Source organism: Microbacterium sp. 77mftsu3.1, assembly GCF_900100525.1.
In the GTDB taxonomy this organism is placed as follows: Bacteria; Actinomycetota; Actinomycetes; order Actinomycetales; family Microbacteriaceae; genus Microbacterium; species Microbacterium aquilitoris.
Map to the genome: position 1 here is coordinate 652940 of NZ_FNCR01000002.1, position 18785 is coordinate 671724.

20 protein-coding genes are annotated in these 18785 nt (G+C 69.3%); 14 read left to right on the top strand and 6 right to left on the bottom strand.

Annotated elements, in window-relative coordinates; translation table 11 throughout:
- Positions 1-6 precede the first annotated feature (6 nt).
- The 7 genes from BLR68_RS08090 to rplQ all read left to right on the top strand — a co-directional run bounded on the left by BLR68_RS08090 (position 7) and on the right by rplQ (position 3923).
- The gene (locus BLR68_RS08090; protein WP_018187330.1) at positions 7-684 is read left to right on the top strand and encodes a DsbA family protein; all 678 of its coding nucleotides are present in this window, start codon (positions 7-9) and stop codon (positions 682-684) included.
- A 149-nt stretch (positions 685-833) separates the two neighbouring features.
- A complete protein-coding gene (infA, locus tag BLR68_RS08095) occupies positions 834-1055 on the top strand; it encodes a translation initiation factor IF-1 (RefSeq protein ID WP_017201569.1) in 222 nt (73 codons plus the stop codon).
- A gap of 63 nt (positions 1056-1118) precedes the next feature.
- The gene (rpmJ, locus tag BLR68_RS08100; RefSeq protein ID WP_005050492.1) at positions 1119-1235 is read left to right on the top strand and encodes a 50S ribosomal protein L36; all 117 of its coding nucleotides are present in this window, start codon (positions 1119-1121) and stop codon (positions 1233-1235) included.
- Positions 1236-1381: 146 nt separating this feature from the next.
- A complete protein-coding gene (rpsM, locus tag BLR68_RS08105) occupies positions 1382-1756 on the top strand; it encodes a 30S ribosomal protein S13 (RefSeq protein ID WP_018187329.1) in 375 nt (124 codons plus the stop codon).
- Between the two features lie 34 nt (positions 1757-1790).
- Positions 1791-2189 carry a 30S ribosomal protein S11 gene (rpsK, locus tag BLR68_RS08110; RefSeq protein WP_018171470.1) on the top strand — a complete coding sequence of 133 codons (399 nt, stop codon included), beginning with the start codon at positions 1791-1793 and terminating at the stop codon, positions 2187-2189.
- Between the two features lie 117 nt (positions 2190-2306).
- A complete protein-coding gene (locus tag BLR68_RS08115; RefSeq protein ID WP_018187328.1) occupies positions 2307-3296 on the top strand; it encodes a DNA-directed RNA polymerase subunit alpha in 990 nt (329 codons plus the stop codon).
- A gap of 57 nt (positions 3297-3353) precedes the next feature.
- Positions 3354-3923 (top strand): 50S ribosomal protein L17, encoded by a 570-nt coding sequence (gene rplQ / locus BLR68_RS08120; protein WP_018187327.1) that lies wholly within the window; start codon positions 3354-3356, stop codon positions 3921-3923.
- Between the two features lie 131 nt (positions 3924-4054).
- Here the strand turns inward: rplQ and BLR68_RS08125 are convergent, their stop codons facing one another.
- Positions 4055-5998 (bottom strand): acyltransferase family protein, encoded by a 1944-nt coding sequence (locus BLR68_RS08125; protein ID WP_018187326.1) that lies wholly within the window; start codon positions 5996-5998, stop codon positions 4055-4057.
- Positions 5999-6200: 202 nt separating this feature from the next.
- Between BLR68_RS08125 and BLR68_RS08130 the strand changes: the two genes are divergently transcribed.
- The 3 genes from BLR68_RS08130 to truA are packed head-to-tail and all read left to right on the top strand — an operon-like array spanning position 6201 to position 8848.
- Positions 6201-7043, top strand: a complete 843-nt coding sequence (locus tag BLR68_RS08130; protein WP_018187325.1) for a universal stress protein — start codon at positions 6201-6203, stop codon at positions 7041-7043.
- A gap of 34 nt (positions 7044-7077) precedes the next feature.
- The gene (locus tag BLR68_RS08135; protein WP_018187324.1) at positions 7078-7983 is read left to right on the top strand and encodes a carbohydrate kinase family protein; all 906 of its coding nucleotides are present in this window, start codon (positions 7078-7080) and stop codon (positions 7981-7983) included.
- A 22-nt stretch (positions 7984-8005) separates the two neighbouring features.
- Positions 8006-8848, top strand: a complete 843-nt coding sequence (gene truA / locus BLR68_RS08140) for a tRNA pseudouridine(38-40) synthase TruA (RefSeq protein WP_018187323.1) — start codon at positions 8006-8008, stop codon at positions 8846-8848.
- Between the two features lie 81 nt (positions 8849-8929).
- Here the strand turns inward: truA and BLR68_RS08145 are convergent, their stop codons facing one another.
- Positions 8930-9487, bottom strand: coding sequence for a hypothetical protein (locus BLR68_RS08145; protein ID WP_018187322.1), 558 nt, complete (start codon positions 9485-9487; stop codon positions 8930-8932).
- A gap of 230 nt (positions 9488-9717) precedes the next feature.
- On the opposite strand from BLR68_RS08145, the gene BLR68_RS08150 reads away from it, so the two are divergent.
- From BLR68_RS08150 to BLR68_RS08160, 3 genes are all read left to right on the top strand, one after another.
- A complete protein-coding gene (locus BLR68_RS08150) occupies positions 9718-10350 on the top strand; it encodes a hypothetical protein (protein ID WP_256335345.1) in 633 nt (210 codons plus the stop codon).
- Between the two features lie 194 nt (positions 10351-10544).
- Positions 10545-11381 carry a hypothetical protein gene (locus BLR68_RS08155; protein ID WP_018187320.1) on the top strand — a complete coding sequence of 279 codons (837 nt, stop codon included), beginning with the start codon at positions 10545-10547 and terminating at the stop codon, positions 11379-11381.
- 20 nt (positions 11382-11401) lie between these two features.
- Positions 11402-13126, top strand: coding sequence for a glycosyltransferase family 2 protein (locus BLR68_RS08160; protein WP_018187319.1), 1725 nt, complete (start codon positions 11402-11404; stop codon positions 13124-13126).
- A 336-nt stretch (positions 13127-13462) separates the two neighbouring features.
- Here the strand turns inward: BLR68_RS08160 and BLR68_RS08165 are convergent, their stop codons facing one another.
- Together BLR68_RS08165 and BLR68_RS08170 are read right to left on the bottom strand one after the other, a co-directional pair.
- The gene (locus BLR68_RS08165) at positions 13463-14494 is read right to left on the bottom strand and encodes a response regulator transcription factor (protein ID WP_018187318.1); all 1032 of its coding nucleotides are present in this window, start codon (positions 14492-14494) and stop codon (positions 13463-13465) included.
- A gap of 90 nt (positions 14495-14584) precedes the next feature.
- The gene (locus tag BLR68_RS08170) at positions 14585-15592 is read right to left on the bottom strand and encodes a glycoside hydrolase family 6 protein (protein WP_256335346.1); all 1008 of its coding nucleotides are present in this window, start codon (positions 15590-15592) and stop codon (positions 14585-14587) included.
- 30 nt (positions 15593-15622) lie between these two features.
- Between BLR68_RS08170 and BLR68_RS08175 the strand changes: the two genes are divergently transcribed.
- The gene (locus BLR68_RS08175) at positions 15623-16318 is read left to right on the top strand and encodes an endonuclease/exonuclease/phosphatase family protein (protein ID WP_018187316.1); all 696 of its coding nucleotides are present in this window, start codon (positions 15623-15625) and stop codon (positions 16316-16318) included.
- 1 nt (position 16319) lies between these two features.
- Here the strand turns inward: BLR68_RS08175 and BLR68_RS08180 are convergent, their stop codons facing one another.
- Positions 16320-16877, bottom strand: a complete 558-nt coding sequence (locus tag BLR68_RS08180; protein ID WP_018187315.1) for a hypothetical protein — start codon at positions 16875-16877, stop codon at positions 16320-16322.
- Between the two features lie 93 nt (positions 16878-16970).
- Positions 16971-18770, bottom strand: a complete 1800-nt coding sequence (locus BLR68_RS08185; protein ID WP_018187314.1) for a DUF4012 domain-containing protein — start codon at positions 18768-18770, stop codon at positions 16971-16973.
- Between the last annotated feature and the right edge of the window lie 15 nt (positions 18771-18785).

Here is an 18785-nt window from a genome sequence, read left to right on the forward strand (position 1 = left end):
ACGCTCATGGCCACCGCCACGCGCAAGACCAACTGGTTCGCGATCTGGATCAGCGTGGGGGTGGTGGTCGTCCTCGTGGGCCTCGTCGCCGTCGTCGCCGTGTTGAACTCCCGCGCGACCGACCCGGGTCCGGTGCCCGCGGCCAGCGGCATCAACCGGGAGACCGGCGCGATCACCTTCGGCAAGGGGCCCGACAAGGTGTCGACGTACGTCGACTTCATGTGCCCTTACTGCGGTCAGTTCGAAGAGGCAGAGGGCAAGACCATCTCGGGCCTGGTCGATGACGGCAGCATCACCCTCGAGGTCCACCCGGTCACGATCCTCGACCGTCTCTCGCAGGGCACCGAGTACTCGAGCCGTGCGGCATCCGCCATGTACGCCGTCGCCGAGGCCGACCCGGGCAACGCCTACGCGTTCTTCCGGGCTCTGTACGACAACCAGCCCAAGGAGCAGACCCCTGGCCTGACCGACGACGAGCTGATCTCGCTCGCCAAGGACTCCGGCGTGGAGATGACGGCGAAGCTCGAGAAGGCGATCAAGGACCACGAGTACAAGAGCTTCGCGCAGTCGCAGGAGCTCCCCGAAGGCGCCACCGGCACGCCGACGCTTCTGGTCAACGACCAGATCGTGCCGGTCACCTACGACGCTCAGAAGGACATCGTCGCCAACCTCACGTCGCGCTGACCGGTAGCCCCCGGCGCGTGACGCGCCCGAGTGGCGGGGTGGTCCGATATCACGTACACTAAATCTTTGGTGCGTTGCGCCTGTTTCGGCGTGTCACCACAATCCCCACTCACCGCAGACCGACCGGTCTGCCAACTGTAAGCGAGCGTATGGCCAAGAAAGACGGTGTCATCGAGATCGAGGGCGTGATCTCCGAGGCTTTGCCGAACGCGATGTTCCGCGTCGAGCTCAGCAACGGTCACAAGGTCCTGGCCACGATCTCCGGCAAGATGCGGCAGAACTACATCCGCATCATCCCCGAAGACCGCGTGGTCGTGGAGCTGTCGCCCTACGACCTGACCCGCGGCCGCATCGTCTACCGCTACCGCTAGACCGGTCGAGAAGTAACGCCGCGCTCGTCAGAGCGTCGGCGAAGACAGCGAATCAGGAACATCATGAAGGTCAACCCCTCCGTCAAGCCCATCTGCGACCACTGCAAGGTCATCCGCCGCCACGGCCGCGTCATGGTCATCTGCAAGTCGAACCCGCGTCACAAGCAGCGCCAGGGCTGATGGGATGCCGCGTCTTACGCGGCCCGCAGGCTCACAACTGAATACATCTCGGCAGGATCAGAACCCGCTCAGCGGGGGACACCTCGGGTCGGAGGCCCGGGCACCGATCCTGCTCCACACCTCCACCGACTCCTAGGAGACATCGCATGGCACGTCTTGCCGGCGTTGACATCCCGCGCGACAAGCGCGTGGTGATCGCCCTCACCTACATCTACGGCATCGGCCGTACCCGCTCCGTCGAGATCCTCACCTCGACCGGTATCGACGAGTCGATCCGCGTCAAGGACCTCAGTGACGAGCAGCTGGTCGCTCTCCGCGACCACATCGAAGGCACCTACAAGGTGGAAGGTGACCTCCGCCGTGAGGTCGCCGCTGACATCCGCCGCAAGGTCGAGATCGGCTCGTACGAGGGCATCCGCCACCGTCGCGGCCTGCCTGTGCGCGGCCAGCGCACGAAGACCAACGCGCGTACCCGCAAGGGTCCCAAGCGCACCGTCGCCGGCAAGAAGAAGGCGCGCTAAAGCGCCGCCGCCACAGGTTTAGGAGAACACTCACATGGCACAGGCCAAGTCCGCAGCGCGCAAGCCGCGCCGCAAGGAGAAGAAGAACATCGCGTTGGGCCAGGCCCACATCAAGTCGACGTTCAACAACACGATCGTTTCGATCACCGACCCCTCGGGTGCGGTCATCAGCTGGGCCTCCTCGGGTGGCGTCGGCTTCAAGGGTTCGCGCAAGTCGACCCCGTACGCCGCCGGCATGGCCGCCGAGTCCGCTGCGCGTCAGGCGCAGGAGCACGGCGTCAAGAAGGTCGACGTCTTCGTCAAGGGTCCCGGCTCGGGCCGCGAGACCGCGATCCGTTCGCTGACCGCTGCCGGCCTCGAGGTCGGTTCGATCCAGGACGTCACGCCCCAGGCCCACAACGGCTGCCGTCCCCCGAAGCGCCGCCGCGTCTGATCCTCGACGGATGCCGGGGGTGGCGACGCGAGTCGCGCCCCGGCATCCCGGACACAACTCAACACTTCACCAATTGCACGTGTCATATAGCGGTCACGTGATTGAAAGGAACACATAGTGCTCATTGCACAGCGTCCCACTCTGACCGAGGAGAAGGTCGGCGACTTCCGTAGCCGATTCGTCATCGAGCCCCTGGAGCCCGGCTTCGGCTACACGATCGGCAACGCGCTGCGTCGCAGCCTGCTGTCGTCGATCCCCGGTGCCGCGGTCACCAGCATCCGCATCGACGGCGTGCTGCACGAGTTCAGCACGGTCCCCGGTGTGAAGGAAGATGTCACCGAGATCATCCTGAACATCAAGCAGCTCGTGGTGTCGAGCGAGCGCGACGAGCCCATCACGGCGTACCTGCGCAAGACGGGTGCCGGCGAGGTCACGGCTGCAGACATCTCCGCTCCGGCGGGTGTCGAGGTCCACAACCCCGACCTGGTCATCGCGACGCTCAACGACTCGGCGAAGTTCGAGCTCGAGCTGACGATCGAGCGTGGCCGCGGCTACGTCTCGGCCACGCAGAACCGCAACGAGTACGCCGAGGCCGGTCAGATCCCGATCGACTCGATCTACTCGCCCGTCCTCAAGGTCAGCTACCGCGTCGACGCCACCCGTGCCGGTGAGCGCACCGACTTCGACAAGCTCGTCCTGGACGTCGAGACCAAGTCGTCGATCAGCCCCCGCGACGCCGTCGCATCGGCCGGTCGCACGCTGGTCGAGCTGTTCGGTCTCGCCCGCGAGCTGAACGTCGAGGCCGAGGGCATCGAGATCGGCCCCGCGCCGGTCGCCGAGGTCCTGACCAACGAGCTCTCGATGCCGATCGAGGACCTCGACCTGTCGGTCCGGTCGTACAACTGCCTCAAGCGCGAAGGCATTAACACGGTGTCCGAGCTCGTCGCCCTCTCGGAGACGCAGCTCATGAACATCCGCAACTTCGGTCAGAAGTCGGTCGACGAGGTCAAGGACAAGCTTGTCTCGCTCGGTCTGTCGCTGAAGGACTCGGTCCCCGGGTTCGACGGCTCGCACTTCTACGGCGGCTACGACGACGAGACCGTCTGATCGGATCTCGGTTCGCCGGGTCCTTTTGACTGACTTTCATTCCCAGGAGTAATTGACATGCCCAAGCCCACGAAGGGTGCCCGCCTCGGAGGCGGCCCCGCACACGAGCGTCTGATGCTGGCGAACCTCGCCGCTTCGCTGTTCACGCACAAGTCGATCACCACGACCGAGACCAAGGCCAAGCGCCTGCGTCCGTTCGCCGAGCGCCTGGTGACGTTCGCCAAGCGCGGCGACCTGCACGCCCGCCGCCGCGTCCTCTCGGTCATCGGCGACAAGAGCGTCGTGCACGAGCTGTTCGCCGAGATCGCCCCGCTGGTCGCCGAGCGTGAGGGTGGCTACACCCGCATCACGAAGGTCGGTAACCGCAAGGGTGACAACGCCCCCATGGCCGTGATCGAGCTCGTCCTCGAGCCCGTCACCCCGAAGGCGAAGTCCACCAAGAAGGCTGCTCCGGCCGCTACCGCTCCGGCTGCTGCCGAGGAGCCCGCGGTCGAGGAGACCGAGGTCGAGACGCCCGCTGAGGACGCCGCTGCCGGTGCCGAGTCGCCCGAGGAGGGCGCTGCTGCCGAAGCCACCGCCGAGGACGCCGTCGCGTCCGAGGACGAGAAGGCCGACGAGGCCAAGTAAGGCTCCCTCTTCGGAGGGAATCCGAGGGCCCGCCCCCGTTTCGGGGCGGGCCCTTTCTCGTACCCCTGCGCCGTGCACGTGTCGTCACCGGGCGAGCGGATGCCGGGGCTGCGGCGTCGGCGCGGGTGCGGTCAGCGCGCGCGGTGGAAGGTGTCGCCGACGGCCCACTGGGCGAGCTCGAGCCGGTACTGCAGTTTTGTGCGGCCGTTCTCGACACCGTCGATGGTGGAGGCGACCGCGGCGGCGTAGCGCGCACCTCCGGTGGCGCCGGGGTGGATGCCGTCGCCCGCCAGCAGGTCTTCATGGTCGCTGATCGCGCTCGACCAGTCGGCGACGGCGACACCCGGCGTCCGGGCGGCGAAGTCCCGCAGCTCGTCGTTGACGCCGGGGATCCAGTCCCGCGGCGCATGCGCGGTGACGAGGACGAGCGTGCGGTCGGCGCCGACATCCTTCTTCAGCCGTGCCAGGTCATCGGGGTCGACCGGCCCGTTGGTGCCGAGTCCCACGACGACGAAGTCGCGCAACTCGCCACGGGCGGCGAGACGGTCGACGATGGCGACGCCGGCGCTCATCGACCGTGAGACCTTGGCGTCGATGGCGACACCCGGCATCCGGTCGAGCAGTCCTCTGGCGGAGGCGAGCATGACGGAGTCGCCGACGGCGGTGACGCGGGTTCCGGCGACGCGGGCGGGCGCCGGGGGAGCGGGGCGGCCGTCGGGGGCGACGCAGAATCCGTCGTCGTCGGCGAGGTGCGCCGAGGGGCATTCGGGGCGGAGCATCGGATCGTCGGTCGGGATCGCGGCGCCGGGGAGGGTCGCGTGCTGCGCGCCCGCGGAGTCCGCGTCGAGCGCCGCCTGACCGTCCTGCACGACCGCCTCGCTCGAGGCCATGGGCGGAGCGTCGGCGACGGCGGCGGTCGTCCCCGCCACCACGAGCAGGCCCGCGGCGACGGCGGTGGTCGCGGCGAGGCGCCGGATCGGTCCGCCGCGGAACGCTCGGGTCAGCGACCGCAGCGCGGCGCGGAAGCCGAGGCGCCGGACGGGCTGCTCGACGAAGCGGTACGACACCTCGGCTACGAGCACCGTCAGGGCGAGGGTAAGGAGTGCGACCTCGACCGGCACCGCGACGTCGGGGGAGGTACGGGTCGTCGCGACGGTGAGGAGGACGACGAGCGGCCAGTGCCACAGATAGATCCCGAACGAGCGCTCCCCGATCCACCGCAGCGGCGGGGTGTCGAGCAGTCGCCCCAGCGTCGAGGCGGGACGCACCGCGGCCGCGATGGCCACTGCCGTCAGAACGGATGCCGCGACGAGAAGCCCCGGGAACGTCTCCGCGCCCCTTCCGGGCGTCACGAAGGCGAGCCCGATGACGCCGACGACTGCCGCCCCGCCCACGACGCCGGGGACGCCGCGGGAGCGCTCGGAGGGGCGCAAGAAGGCGAGGGTCACGCCGAGGAGCAGCCCGAAGGCGTGCGTGTCGGTGCCGTAGTAGACGCGCGTGGCGTCGCTGCTCGCGAGGGCGACGGCTGTCAGAGCGGATGCCGCGGCCAGAGCGACCGCGATCGCGACCCGGCCCCGCCGCAGCAGCAGGACGAACGGCAGGACGAGCGGCCAAAGCAGGTAGAACTGCTCCTCCACGGCGAGGGACCAGAGGTTCCGAAGCAGTTCGGGGGTGGAGGCATCGAATCCGCCGCCGAAGTAGGAGGACCCGGCAGCCACCGCGACCCAGTTGTAGGCGAAGGTCGCCGCACCCGCGAGCTGCGCGCCGAGCCCGACGAGGACGTCGCCGCCGACCATCCAGGCGAGGGAGGCGCAGACGAGGACCATGACCCCGATCGCGGGGAGCAGGCGCCGAGCCCGGCGGCGCCAGAAGTCCCACAGGCGGAGCCGGCCGTGCTCCTCGTGCTCGCGGACGAGGAGGGTGGTGATGAGGAATCCGGAGATCACGAAGAAGACGTCGACGCCGAGGAACCCCGCCGGGAGCGCGGGGAAGAGGTGGTAGACGACGACGAGCAGGACGGCGACGGCGCGGAGTCCGTCGAGTCCTGACAGGCGCGCGGAAGGGGGTCGGTTCATGTCGGGGGCAGACATCGGGGGAGGGCGATCACGGGCCGGACGGCGAAGGGCGGCATCCAGTCTAAAGAGCCATGCTGAGGACCGAGAGTCTCTTCCGGCGCGGCGCCTTCGCGGATAGGTTGGCAGCACCGAGACACGGACGAGCGCCGCAGACGTCACCGCGATCCGGCTGGCGCCTCGTTCCCAAGAAGGGACGGCCATCATGGCGGGGAACATCATCGTCGGAGTCACGGGCGCGGCGGTGTCGCGTCGGGCAGTGGACTGGGCGATCGAACGGGCGGCGCGACGACGGCAGTCCATCGAGCTCCTCGCGGTCGTCGGCGGAGCCATCGGCGCCATCGGCGAGGCAGAGGTCCTCGGGGCGGCGCAGACCGCGACGCAGCAGCTGCTCGATGCAGAGGCGCGGCGCGTGACGGATGCCGGTGTCCCGGTGTCCACGCGGGTGGAGTCGGGAAACCCCGTCACGAAGCTCGTCGAGGCGTCGTCGGGAGCGGCGATGCTCGTGATCGGCAGCGACTACCGCGGCCCCGGCACCGGCCCGGCGCGCGGGGTCCACGGCATCCGGATCGCAGCCGGCGCGGCGTGCCCCGTCGTCGTGATCCCCGACCGGGACCTCGGCGAGGGGATGGGCGTGGTGGTCGGCGTCGACGGGTCGGACGTCTCGGAGCACGCGATCGAGTTCGCGGCATCCGAGGCCGACCGTCTCGGCGAACCCCTCATCACGGTCAGCGTCTGGACTCCGGTGCACACACCGCGGAACGCGATGGAGGTCTACCCCGACCTCTACCTCGCGAACATGCAGTCCACGACCGAGGAGGTCCTGGCGTTGTCGCTCGCGGGGCTCTCGGCGCGCTACCCGGACCTGCGCATCATCCGCCGGGTGGAGCGGGGACACCCGTCCCACGTGCTCGCCGGTATCGCGGCGGATGCGCGCATGGTCGTCGTCGGCACTCACGGTCGGGGCGCTCTCGCTCGCTTCCTGCTCGGTTCGATCAGCCAGGAGCTGCTCTCGCACCTTCCGACGGTGACCGCCGTCGTCCGGTGACGCGCGGCGGCGGGGGACGTGCGAAAGTGAGGGCATGACCCACGCGACCTCCGTCCTCGTCATCGGCGAGGCCCTGATCGACATCGTCGAGCGCGACGGCGGCGACGTCGAGTTCGTCGGCGGCAGCCCCGCCAACGTCGCCGTCGGCATCGCGCGACAGGGCGTGCCCGCGAGCCTCCTGACGCGCCTCGGGCGCGACGACCGCGGCCGCCGCATCGCCGCGCAGGTGACGGCGTCGGGCGCGGCGATCGAAGATGCGTCGTGGACGGATGCCCCGACCTCCACCGCGAAGGCGCGGTTGCGCCCCGACGGGTCGGCGGAGTACGAGTTCGACATCGTCTGGGCCCTCGATGCCGAGGCGGCTGAGGCGGCGGCAGAGGCGGCATCCGTCGTCCATGCGGGGTCGATCGCGCTGTTCCTCCAGCCCGGGGGAGAGGTCGCGCTCGCGACCCTCGAGGCCGCGCGACGTGACGGCAAGATCGTGACGGTCGACCCGAACGTCCGCCCCGCGCTCGTGGGCGACGACCCGCGGCCGATCGCCGAGCGCGCGTTCGCGGCCGCGAGCCTGGTGAAGCTCAGCGACGAGGATGCCGAGGCGCTCTACCCCGGCATGCCCGCCGACCGGGTGCTGGAGACGATCGCGGCTCTCGGCCCGGGCGTCGTCGTGATGACCCGCGGCGGGGAGGGGGCCCTCGCCCTCGGTCCGTCGGGGTCGTCGGAGGTCCCTCCGATGGCGGTCGAGGTGGCCGACACGATCGGGGCCGGGGACGCGTTCATGGCGAGCCTCATCACGAGCCTCGTCGACGACCCGGACCTGCTGGCCGGAGACCCCGCGGCACTCGACCTGGCGCTCCGCCGCGCTGCCCTCACGGCGGGCATCACGGTGTCGCGCGAGGGCGCGAACCCGCCCACGCGGGCCGAGGTCGACGCGGCGCTCTGACGGCCGCGGATAGGCTGGCAGCGTGCGCCTGCGGATCGACCTCGCCTACGACGGCACCGACTTCCGGGGTTGGGCGCGCCAGCCGAACCTCCGCACCGTGCAGGGCACCCTCGAGGCCGCGATCGCGCGCATCCTCGGCGGCGATCCCCGCCTGGTCGTCGCAGGACGAACGGATGCCGGGGTGCACGCGTCGGCGCAGGTCGCCCATCTCGACCTCACCGCGGGGCAGGAGCGACGGCTGCTGTCGGGACGACGTCCCGAGCCGGCCGCCCTGGCAGGCCGCATCAACGGCGTGCTGGGGCCGTACCCCGACGTCGCGGTCCATCGCGTCGACGTCGCTCCCGAGGGGTTCGACGCGCGGTTCTCCGCCGTCTGGCGCCGATACGCCTACCGCGTCGCCGACCGCGTCACGGGCTACGATCCGCTCGAGCGGGGCCGCACGACGTGGGTCGCGGCCGAGCTCGACGTCGACGCGATGGATGCCGCCGCCCGCAGCCTCCGCGGACTCCACGACTTCGCCGCCTACTGCAAGCCGCGCGAGGAGGCCACGACGATCCGGACGCTCCTCGAGTACGGGTGGCACCGCGACGCATCGGGCATACTGATCGCCTCGGTGAAAGCTGACGCGTTCTGCCACAGCATGGTGCGCGCGCTCGTGGGGGCCTGCGTCGCCGTCGGCGAGGGGCGGATCGAGATCGGCCGGGTCGCGGAGATCCGCGACGAACTCGAGCGCACGAACGAGGTCAAGGTGCTCGCCGCGCGCGGGCTGACCCTGACGGAGGTCGGGTATCCGTCGCACGATCTGCTCGCTGCGCGGGCCGAGCAGACGCGGGCGCGTCGGGAGCTCGGATCGCCTGACGCGTGATCGTCGCCTCTCGGGCAAAAAAGGAACTCCCCTCGGGCCGTGACCCGGGGGGAGTTCCTTTTGCGTTGGTTCGCGAGAGCCTTATGCCCGACGAGCGCGGCGCACCGACGTGGCGACCGCGATGCTCGCGCCGGCGAGGACGAGCACGCCGCCGCCGACCCAGAGGCCGAGGAGAGCGTCACCGTCGAAGCCGGTGTTCTGGAGGACGCCGCCGCCGCCTTCGCCACCTGCACCGCTACCGGTCGCCGCGACGGAGATGGTCGTCGACGCCACGGTTCCACTTTCCTGACCGGTTGCGGTCAGTTCGTAGGAGCCGGTCGCGTTGTCGGGGAGGGTGACCTCGACCGAGGCGTTGCCTTCGGCATCGGCCGTCTTCGTGACGGACGTCGAGTCCACGACGAAGGCGACGAAAGCGAGTGAGCCGCCGGAGGCGTTTTCGCCCCGGAGCGTGAACGTCACACCCTCATTGGCGGCGAAGTCCGTGAACGACACCGTGCCAGGAGTGCCCGGAACCAGAGCGCCGGGAGCGGAGACGACCACGGGGTCGGGAGTGTAGGCGTTCGCGACGGCCGGTGCCGCGAAGACCGCCGCGACGGCGATGGCGAGAGCCGCCGATGCCTTGCTGATCTTGTTCTTCATGGTGACTGCTTTCGGTCGTCGAGAGTTCGAGGCTCGGACGGCAAGAAAAAATCCAACCGGCCGCCCCTCGTTGGTTGGACATAGCCAGTATCCAGGAACCGCTCAGAATCGGCAAGGTAAGAGGGTTTCGGTCTGGTAAACACTGCCTCACTTCGTCACACGCCCCGCGGCGGCCGATCCGCCGATGCACGCATAGACTGACGGGACCGCGGGGAGGGGTCATGATGCGGATGAGAACCATGCGTCTGGCCGCAGCCACCGCGATCGTCGGTGCCGCTGTCGCCCTGTCCGGCTGCGGACCGTCGCCCTGGGCCCTGCAGAGCCCGTCCCCCTCCGCGTCCGCACCCGCGCCGTCATCCTCCGCTCCCGTCGTCGTCGCACCGCCCGTCGAGAACGACCTCTCGAGCGGCTCGACGCAACGCGACCTCACGGCCGGCGCCGTGAAGGCAGCCGTCAACTACTGGTCCGAGTTGCGGATGGACCGGTGGACGCCGAACGCCGTCAAGCCGGTCAGTCTGTCTCTCGTGACGACCATCACGCCGAACGACGGCCAGAAGGTCTACCTGCAGAAGGCGACCATGCTCGCCGTCCCGGCCAACGCCACGGAGACGTTCCCGGCGCTCGACCCGCAGACCGACGAGGCGACCGTCAAGAATGGCTACCTGGTGCTCAAGCCCTACAGCTATTCGCAAACGTTCAACGTCGGTCAGGTCCCCGAGAGTGCGACCTACGTGACCCTGCAGTTCACGTTCGACTTCCTCGTGCAGACCAAGCCGAAGTCCGACGAGTACGCCAAGCAGACGGCCACCGACACGGTGACGGTCGCGATCGCAGCGCAGGCGGCATCCGGAACCGACGGCTGAGTCGGCGGACGCCGGGGCCCGCCCGGCGCCGCAACCTCAAGAACCTCAAGATCAGGTAAAGGCCGCCGCGAGGCTTCGCGAAGTCCGCAGTCCGCGGGCCGCCGCGCCCGTACGGTGAAGACGTGGCACTGGCGGCGGTGACCCGAACCCCGCCGCCGGTGCCCTCCATCCCTTCACTCGAACGAGGTTCGCGCATGCCCATCCGTCCCCACGCCCGCCGCCGGCTGGCCGTCGTCGTGCTGGCTGCTGCGGTAGCGGCCTCGCTCTCGGGCTGCGCTCAGATCGTCGAGGCGTTCAACTCCGTCTCGGGTTCCAGCGGTGATGCGGCGGCGACGCCCGCACCGAACGCGACGCCCGCGGTCGGAACGACCGACATGCCGTTCGACTCGCAGTTCAGCTACGACGGCTCGGTGCAGATGACGTACGAGGTCGCGGACGGCCTGCAGATCGTCCTCGACTTCTGGGCCGTCGATTCCAAGCGCACCCAGGAGTGGCATCCCGACAACCCGAAGACGTTCGGCTTCGCCGTCAACGTCAAGGACACCCGGGTCGATGAGAAGGCCGTCCTCAAGCAGAAGCGTCGCGTCTTCCTGTCGAACGTCACGATCAGCTCGCAGACGGCGCAGACGTCCAATCAGGTGAGCTCGCCGTTCCAGTTCAGTGCGGACCCTCGCACGCTCGTGCCGACCGACACGCTCCGCTCCGCGCGCGGCCTGCTCATCAACAGCTACCAGGGCGGTCTGCTCGTCCCCCAGACGACAATCAACCAGCTGCCGCAGGACACCTACGGGATCACGCTGCAGTTCGCGCTCGACATCTGGGTCGAGGGCACCGCCAACGACGACAAGTCGTTCGCGCAGCAGACGGTCTACCCGGTCATCCCCATTGCGATCTATCCTCGTGAGACAGGAACCGACGGATCCACGGGGGGATCGTCCGACGGAACGTCGTCGAACGACACCACTCAGGGAACCACGGGTACCGACGGTTGGACTTCGACCGGCGGCACCGGCGGTCCCACCACTCCGTGAATCCAGTTCGAGGAACCGACGTGACCAGTCCGTACATCCCCGGCCCTCAGGGCTGGCAGCCCGCGCAGCCGCCTGTCGGCGCGTGGCCCGGTCAGAACGCTCCGGAGGGGTCCCCGTGGCAGCAGCAGGCGTGGCCCGCCGCGCAGGGGCAGCAGCAGCCCGCAGCGCCGCACCAGCCGGCCGCGCAGCAGTGGCAGCCGGCTCAGCAGTGGCCGCAGCCGGCTGAGCAGCAGTGGCAGCAGCCTGCGGGAGCATGGCAGGATGCCGCGTCGCAGGGTTCGTGGCAGGCGGCTCCCGAGCACGCCGGCTTCGGGGGTGCTCCGAGCGGTCCGGGCGAGATCGTCCCCGTCGACGAGTTCGCCGACGACTTCTCCTCCGTGCTCGAGAACTCCTCGGTCCACCGCTCGACGATCGGATGCATCGTCCCGGCCTACAACGAGGCCGAGTCGATCGCCGACGTCATCCGCTCCCTCCTCGAGCAGAGCCGCGTGCCCGACGTCATCCACATCGTCGTCAACAACACCTCGGACGACACAGTGAAGATCGCGTCCGAGTTCTCGGGACCGCACGAGGTCGAGACCGAGCTCGGGCTGCAGTTCACCGAAGTGTTCGTCCACGACATCGGCAAGAACCCCGACAAGAAGGTCGGCGCGCTCAACTACGGCTACGCGCTCGTCGAGGGCTACGACTACCTGCTCGGTGTCGACGGCGACACGACCGCCGACCGCCGCGCCGTCGAGTACCTAGAGAACGAGGCCGTGGCCGACTCCCGCATCGGCGGGATCTCCGCGATCTACACGATCGACGACCGGCCGATCAAGGGATTCATCGCCAAGTGGCTGATCGCCGGTCAGCGCACGCAGTTCGCCGCGTTCAACATGCAGAACCTGCTGCGCGGTCGCAACATGGCCGTGCTCGGCGGACAGTTCTCGATCTTCTCGACCACCGCGCTCCGCGACATCATGAAGGAGAACCACCAGAACTCCCCGTGGGTCAAGGACTCCGAGGTCGAGGACTCGCTGCTCTCGCTGCAGATCAAGTCGGCTGGCTACCTCACCAAGATCAGCCCGTTCGCCCGGGCGGATGTCGGTGGCATGACCACGCTCAAGGGCTACGACGCCCAGCAGGTCAAGTGGACCTACGGTGCGATCGAGCTCATGTGGCCCGGCCAGCGCGGTGACACGAAGGGTCAGCCCTTCCACCCGAACCTGCGCCTGCGGTGGTTCGAGCAGTTCTCGATGCTGACGAACTTCTTCGTGCGCGTCGCGTTCATCACGCTGCTCATCGCGTCGCTGTCGATCAACGCCTTCGTCTTCTCGCCGTGGTGGCTGCTCCCGCCCCTCGTGGCCGCAGGGCTGAACTTCCGCATGGCCCGGTCGATGCAGAAGGCGAACGGACGCGACATCGCGTTCGCGGTGCTGCTGTTCCCGGCCGAGATCTTCATGTGGATCCGCATCAGCCACTTCATCCGATCGTGGACCCGCTTCCTCTCGAAGAAGAAGGTCGACAACTGGGCCCTGCAGGCGCGAGCCGAGAAGGGCGGCGTGAGCTTCGGCCACTGGACGCCGTTCATCATCTTCGGCATCGTCGCGATCGCGATCGCCGTCATCTGGAACCTGCTCGACCCGGTGACGCAGTCGGCGATCCTGTGGGTCGGCTGGCCGATCGTCGGTGTCGTCACCGTCCTGCAGACCCTCACAATGGCGATCAAGCTGTTCCAGCGTCACCAGGGCTTCAAGGTCTGACCCCTCGCCTGCGGGTGTGCGCGGATGCAATGGTTTCGCCGCAGCACGCCGGTGTCTGAGGTGGGGATGCCGGGTGTCGCCCGGCATCCATTGCATCCGTGAACAGCGCGCAGGGGTTGGCGCGGAGCCGTCGCGCTCGCGGCATCCGCCCGCCCGGCGGGTGGTGACCCGGCGCCGGGCCCAGACGCTCGCGCCGGGGTGTTCACGGATGCAAGGGATCTGCGGCGACACGCCGGGGATGGGCCTGAGGATGCCGGGTGTCGTGCCGGATCTATTGCATCCGTACACGCCGGGCCGCACCACCCGCGCCACGCAGCCGCGCGAGCGGCGCCCGGGTTAGGCGCTGGCGACGGTTTCGGAGGTGAGGCGGTAGCCGACCCCGCGGACGGTCTCGATGTAGCGGGGGTTGTTCGGGTTGTCGCCGAGCTTGCGGCGCAGGTTCGTCATGTGCGCCTCGATCGCGCGCTTGTCGGCCTCGCCGACGAAGTAGCTCGTGACGTAGGACTCCCCGCGCAGAACGAGGGTCAGGTCGGCCTTGCTGCGGACGCGACGCTTGGATTCCATGAGTGTCGACAGCAGGTCGAACTCGGTGCGCGTGAGGGTGAGCTCCCGGCCGGCGACGAGGACCATGCGATGCTCGGCGTGCACGGCCAGGTCGCGGTGCACGGTCCACCCCGGCCCTCCCACAGGAGGGGTGGCGGATGCCGGGGCCACCGCGGTGCCCGGGTGACCGCCCTGCGGCGGCATGCCCTGGGGCGGCATCCCCTGCTGCGGGGCGCCGTACGGGGGCGCACCGTACTGGGGGCCGTTCGTCTGCGGGACGACGACGGCGGCACCCGGCTGGGGCTGCTGCGGGTCGGTGTAGACGGGCGTCATGATGCGCTCGTCGAAGACGGGCGAGGTCGGGGCGGCGTCGAACTGCGGCTGCGCGGCGGGGCGTGCTCCGGGGAAGGAGGGGCCGGCGGCATCCTGTCGGGGAGCGGCGGCAGCCGACGAGCCGGTCGCGCGGGGACGTCGCAGCAGCGACTCGACGCGGGCGCGCAGCTCGCGCGGGCGGAAGGGCTTCACGACGTACTCGTCGGCGCCGGCGCCGAGACCGAGGACGACGTCGGCCTCTTCTTCGAGGCCGGTGATCATGATGATGTAGGTGTCGCTCTGCGCACGGATGCGGCGGGCCGCCTCGAACCCGTCGATGCCGGGCATGTTCACGTCGAGCGTCGTGATGAGCGGCTGGTACGACAGCACGGCGCGCACGCCGTCGATGCCGTTGCCGACCGAGACGGTCGAGAAACCGGCGGCTTCGAGGACCTCCACGATGAGGTGGCGGATGTCGGGGTCGTCCTCGACGATGACCGCTGTCTTATGCATAGACATCGAATCGCTCATCGTTCTCTGCCCCCCGTCCCGGTGTGAAAGTCGGTCCTCATGCTACACAGGGCGCGGACCCGCGTTCGGGACTCACCGCACGCCGTCGGTCAGCTCGACGCCCGCCTGCGGCCAGTACACGCCGGCGGCGGGCCCGCCGTTGCACTCGCCGTCGCTCTCACCGGCCGGCTTGATCCAGAGGTTCGTATCGACCACGCCGTCGTGGAACGTGCCGCCCGGTTCGCCGACCCGCTGGCCCGGCGGGTTGCACCATTCGCCGTTCGACGTCGCCTCGCCGTTGCGCGAGGTGTCGACGATCGCGTGCGCGCCGCCGAGGAGGGCCGACAGCGATCCGGCGTAGGCGAATTCGTCAGCGGATGCCTGATAGTTCGACACGTTCGTCGCGAACCCGCGCACCCGGTCGATCACACCGGTCTGGCGGATCAGGTCGGCCATCTCCTGCGGCGGAAGCCAGTTGCTGTGCCCGCCGTCGATGTAGATCCAGGTGCCCGCCGAGGTGATCTCGTCGACAGCGGTGCTCAGCTGGCGGGCGCGTTCGGCGATGTTGCCGCACTCCTCAGCCAGGGCGATGCTGTCGGGTTCGAGCACGACGATCTTCTGCACCTCGGGAGCCGTGTCGAGGGCCGCGCCGATCTCCCGCAGCCACACCGGGTAGTCCTGTTCCGACAGTCCGCCGGCGGAGTGGTTGCCGCAGTCGCGGCCGGGCAGGCCGTAGACCACCAGGGCGACGGAGCGACCCTGGTCGCGTGCCTGCGAGATGAGGTCGAGCACGGTGCCGCCGGCGGTGCCGATCGGGTCCTGCTCGGGGGTCAGCCAGTAGGCGGTGGGCTGCGCGGCCAGGTAGTCGGCGGCATCCTTCTCGTCACCGGCGAGGTCGCGCGCGGCCGCGGCGGCTTTCGCCTGCGACGGCGCGATGACGGTCGTCCCCAGGTGGGGAGGTTGAGCGGTGAGGGCCTGGATGCCTCGGGTCACCGCGCCTCCGATCACTCCGATGAGCACCAGAACCAAGACGAGGACCACGATGATCGCCACGGGGACGAGTACGCGGGCCGGCGGCATCCGCAGCTTCCTGGGAGCCACTCTTGAACTCTAGTCATAGGCTGAACATCGATGATCACCGTCGTCTCTTACAACCTGCGCAAGCACGCCGCCGCGGGCGAACTCACCGAGCTGGTGGGCCGCTACGACGTCGACGTGCTGTGCCTGCAGGAGGTGGACACGACCGACATGCCCGAGCGCATCGGCGGTCTCGTCCTCGCCGACGCCACGAGGTCGAACCGCCTGGGCTTGGCGATCTACTACCGCGAGAACGGCTTCCGCGCGGGTGCGAGCAAGACCTTCTCGCTCAAGAAGTCGCTGCACGACATCGTCTTGAAGCCGGCGGACGAGCGGATGCTGGGGCTCAACCTGCACGACATCGATTCCGGCACCGACTTCATCGTCTCGTCGTTCCACGCGGCTCCGCTGACGGCGCTGAACTCGCTGCGCCGGCATCAGATCCGCGCGGCGCTGAAGGAGCTGTCGACGCTCGGCAAGGGCGCGCCGATCCTCATGGTCGGGGATTTCAACTACCCCGTGTTCAAGGAGAACCTGAGCCAGGTGATCCGTGAGAGCGGCTACGAGTTGAGCCTCAGCGACGCGCGCACCTACACGCGCTACAAGTTCTTCAAGGGGTACTACGACTTCGCGACCTCGAGCGGTTTCGAGATCGAGCAGGTGCGGACGCTCCCGCAGGGCGCGAGCGATCACCTTCCGATTCTGGTGACGGCGAAGCCGATCCAGCCGAAGAAGCCGAACGCCGCCTGACTCAGTCGTCGGTGCGGTTGCGGTGACGGCGGACGGCCGCCGCGATGAGCACGACGGCTCCGGCGGCGATGAGCGCGCCGGCTCCGATCCACAGGCCCATGAGCTGGTTGCCGTTGAACCCGGCGCGCACGAGCGGGTCGCTGCTGTCGCTTGTGTCGATGACGGCGCTCGAGGTGCCGCCGGCGGAGGTCGCTGAGACGGCGGCGATGTTGTAGACACCGCGCGCATCGGAGGGCAGGGTGATGCGGATCGCGGGCAGAGCCCCCGACGCGTCGGAGGTGAACTGCGCGCTCGCCGTCGAGACGGCGGTGCGGACGAGTGCGAAGGTCGCCGCGGCGCCGTTCTCACCGGTCACGGTGACGGTGACGGTCTCGTTCGCGCCGAAGGTGGTCGAGTCGCACTCGAAGGTGATGGTGTCGCCCGCGCCGGCACCGGCGGCATCCGACGAACAGGCGTCGACCGGCGGGTAGATGGTCGACGCATTCGCGACGGCGGGCGCGCCGAAAGCCATCGTGACGATGAAGAGGACGGTCAGAAGGGCGCGGGGGGAACGGCGCATGGGGTGCTGCTTTCGGGCCGGGTACTTACCCGAGTGTAACTGAGGCGTTCCGACCTGGGGTTTCTGCCCGATGACGTTTGCGCAACGCCCGGCTCAGCGGAGGCTGAGGTCAGACCCGGTCGGGTCGCACGACGCGTCGACGATCGGCGACCGCGACGCGTCGGCCGTCGGGGTGACCCACGCCTCAGCCTTTCGGATGTCGGTGTCGGCGACGACGTCGATGCTCACCGACTCGGTCTCGCCCGGCTTGAGGTCGAACGTGTATGAGAGCACCTGGCGGCCGTCGATCATGGCACCGCCGAAGCCGGCGCCCGTCGAGGTGGTGGAGGGTCCGATCGCGAAGCCCGCGGGCAGGTAGACCTCGCCGACGACGCGGGCGATGCCCTCGGGGACTCCGTAGACGCCGCTGCCGGTGATGTACTCGGGCAGCGATGTCGCCGCGTCGGCGGGAACGGTGTTGGTCAGCGTGACCTGCAGCGAGAGCGTCCGCGGTGTCGCGCCGGTGCCGCAGCCCGACCAGCTCAGCTGCACGTCGGGTGTCACGTAGTAGTCCATCTTCGAGCCCGTGCCGTCGTTGAAGTAGACGCCCAGGCGCGCCGTGTCGGCGGTGCTCTGCACCGGCTCGCCAGCCAGCGTCGTGCCGGCGAGGACGGCCTCGTCCGCTTTCTTCGCGCTCCACAGGTAGAGGCGGTGCTCGGAGCCCGCGCGGCCGAGCGCGGTGATGAGGGCACCGGGGTTCACGTCGCCCTTCGTGAGGGCGGTGAAGACGGCGCCGGCGGCGGCCGAGAACACCAGGTCCTGCTGGTCGGCATCCGGGTAGCGGATGTACACCTCGTTGAGGAGGAAACCCGCCGCGTTCTCACTCGTGAGCACGTCGCCCGTCGGGAGGGTCACCGGTCCCGTGGCCTTCAGCAGATACGACAGCGCCACGGGGTCGATGGACATGACGCCGTCGGCCGTCACACCGTTGCGTTTCGCGAACTCCGTCGCGAGCTGGGACGTCAGGCGGAAGTCGGGTACCTGCGTGATGTTCTGCAGGAAGCGGCCGGGCTTGGCGTTGTAGATCGTGCGGTAGTCGCCGAGATCGAGCACGGAGTCCGGGTAGGACGGGATGCCGCGGGCCTGGATCTGCTCGCCCAGGGCGAGCGCTCCGTCCTTCGCGACAATGGGGGTCATCGACCCGACGATCCCGCCGAGCGTCCGCCATTCGGAGTTGTTCTGCACGAGCAGCAGGTGGGTGCGGGGGCCATCCGCGCCGAGCATCGACGGCAGCAGGGCGCTGGCGCGCGCGAGGGCGTCGGTCCCCGAGGCGACCTCCGACAGCAGCCCGCCGAGCTTGTCGACGGCATCCGCGATGGGGGTGACGAGGGGAGTGCGGTCGATCGATGCGACGTCGTCGCGAGCGGATGCCGCGACCTTCGCCGCCTTCGCTGCGGGGTCGGCGAGCGCCGAGAAGACGGCTGTGTCGATGCGTCCGTCGACGGGGACGAATGCTGTCACGCCGAAGCCGCCGGCCACCGAGGCGATCGGACGGGCCGTGCCGTCCACGACGTCGTCCACCGCCTCAGCGACATCGGCGACGGCGGCCAGCTGCGGCCCGATCCACGGCACTCCCTCGGCGCCTTGCCAGATGGGGTCGGACGTCAGCGACCGGGCGTTCGACGTGTCCTCGGCGAGGTCGTCGAGGGCGGCACGTGCGGCGCTCAGGTTGTCGATGTCCTTGGCGATCGCGGGCGCCTTCTGCTGCGCGGCCGAGAGGTGCCAGTAGGCGAGGTAGCCGCGCACCCCGAGCCAGCCGATCGCGAAGACGAGCAGCAGGAGCGCGAGCCCGAGGACCCAGACGACGACGCGGCCGGCGGTGCGGGCGGCGGGAGGGAGGAAAGTCTCGGGCATCGGCATGATCCTACG